2 protein-coding genes are annotated in these 1,732 nt (G+C 75.2%); both read left to right on the top strand.

All coding sequences use genetic code 11. The annotated features are described in order from the left end of the window. On the top strand, positions 1–747 hold a 747-nt coding region (locus tag HO151_RS02505), incomplete at its 5' end, for a gamma-glutamyltransferase (protein ID WP_254594652.1). Positions 748–885: 138 nt separating this feature from the next. Beyond that, positions 886–1,731, top strand: a complete 846-nt coding sequence (locus HO151_RS02510; protein ID WP_173894490.1) for an inositol monophosphatase family protein — start codon at positions 886–888, stop codon at positions 1,729–1,731. Position 1,732: the final 1 nt, after the last annotated feature.

Below are 1,732 nucleotides of genomic sequence, written 5' to 3' on the forward strand. Positions count from 1 at the left end.
CTCGCCGGGCACGTGCGCGCGGTGGCCGCCGGAGAGGGGACCGCCGTCCCGCCGGGGGCCCCGGGGGCGGGCGAGCCGACCGTGGCGAAGCCGCCGACGTCCCCCGTGCCCGGCGAACCGGACGTCTCCGCGGACGGCGGCACCCGGGGCGACACCTGCCACCTAGACGTCGTCGACCGCTGGGGCAACATGGTCTCGGCCACCCCCAGCGGCGGCTGGCTGCAGTCCAACCCGGTCGTGCCCGAGCTGGGCTTCCCGCTCGGTACCCGGCTCCAGATGGCCTGGCTGGAGGAGGGGCTGCCCAACTCCCTGACTCCGGGGCGCCGTCCGCGCACGACGCTCACCCCGTCGCTCGCGCTGCGGGACGGGGTCCCGGTCCTGGCGTTCGGCACGCCGGGCGGTGACCAGCAGGACCAGTGGCAGCTGCACTTCTTCCTCGCCGTCGCCCTGCGCGCGGAGGTACGCGGCGGCCTGGACCTGCAAGGCGCGATCGACGCCCCGAACTGGCACAACGACAGCTTCCCCGGCTCCTTCCACCCGCGCGGCATGCGCCCCGGCAGTGTGACCGTCGAGTCGCGCACGGACCCCGCGGTCGTCGCGGAGCTGCGGCGCCGCGGCCACGACGTCGAGGTCGGCGACGCCTGGTCCGAGGGACGGCTGTGCGCGGTGGCCCGCGACCCGCGCACCGGAGTGCTGTCGGCGGCCGCGAATCCGCGCGGGATGCAGGGATACGCGGTCGGACGCTGACCCGGGCCCGCAGGTCCCGTCCGGCGCGGCCCGCGGCGGACCCCGGGCCGGTGTCCGGGGCCTCGTTGTTCATGCCGATTCCACCCGGGATGCACCCTACGGGCAGGGATTGTCAGTGGTGCGTGCTCTCATGGAGGCATGATCGAACACATGGAAACCATCGACGAGTTTCTCGCGCACCGCACCGCCGACGTCGAGGAAGCCGTCCGCAAGGCCGCCGCCACCGAGATCATGCCGCGCTTCCGGCGGCTCGCGGCGCACGAGGTGGACCAGAAGAGCGGCCCGCACGACCTGGTCACGGACGCCGACCGCAAGGCCGAGCAGTACCTCACCGAGGTGCTCGGCAAGCTGCTGCCCGGCTCCGTCGTGGTCGGCGAGGAGGCGGTGCACGCCAACCCGGTGACGTACGAGGCGATCCAGGACGACACGCCGGTCTGGATAGTCGACCCGGTCGACGGCACCCGCCAGTTCGTCCACGGCGACCCCGGTTTCTGCACGCTGGTCGCGCTCGCCCGGCGCGGAGTCCTCCTGGCGTCCTGGACGTACGCCCCGGCCCGCGACCAGCTCGCCGTGGCCGTGCGGGGCCGTGGCGCCCTGCTCGACGGCACGCCCCTGCGGGCCGGCACTCCCGACCCCGGCCGCGACCTCGAAGTCGCCACCTCCCACCCGGACTACACGACGGACGCCCAGAAGCGCGCGCTCCTGGGCCTGCGCACGGACGGCGTCGCCCCGCGGGCCTGCGGTTCGGCCGGTCTGGAGTACCTCGCCGTCGCGCGCGGCGAGCTGGACGCCACCGCGTTCTCCTGGGAGGCCGCCTGGGACCACGCGGCGGGCATCCTGCTCGTCGAGGAGGCGGGCGGCACGCACCTGACGCTCTCGGGGGAGCCGTTCCGCGTCACCGGCGGCAACGCGCTCCCGTTCACGGCGGCACGCGACGAGGCCACGGCCCGCCGGGTGGTGGCGCTCCTGGCGGACGGCGCCTGAG

This window comes from Streptomyces sp. 8P21H-1 (assembly GCF_013302945.1).